The organism is Bartonella sp. MR168JLCBS, assembly GCF_042194175.1.
The window spans coordinates 320-596 of the sequence record NZ_JBHIMP010000539.1; the positions used below are offsets into that span (position 1 = coordinate 320).

At 37.9% G+C, this 277-nt stretch carries 1 protein-coding gene; it reads right to left on the reverse strand.

Annotation, left to right across the window (positions count from 1 at the left end):
• A partial coding sequence (locus ACFIK8_RS12510; RefSeq protein WP_375669612.1) for an ATP-binding cassette domain-containing protein occupies positions 1–277 on the reverse strand: 277 nt, incomplete at both ends.

Consider the following 277-nt stretch of genomic DNA (forward strand, 5'->3'; position numbering starts at 1 on the left):
TAAGGTTCAAATTTTTTAGACCAAAAGATAAATCTTCTTCCACTAACGGTAATACAATCTGATTGTCGGGATTTTGGAAAACAAATCCTACTTTACGCTTCACCGCCTTTGCATCGCGTTTTGTATCAAGCCCATCAACACTCACAAAACCATTTGATGGAAGTTGTAACCCATTAATAAGACGGACGAATGTACTTTTTCCAGAACCATTCGCACCAATCACTGCAATTCGTTTCTCAGTAAGCTGTACAGTAATATCCCTTAAAACGCACAAATC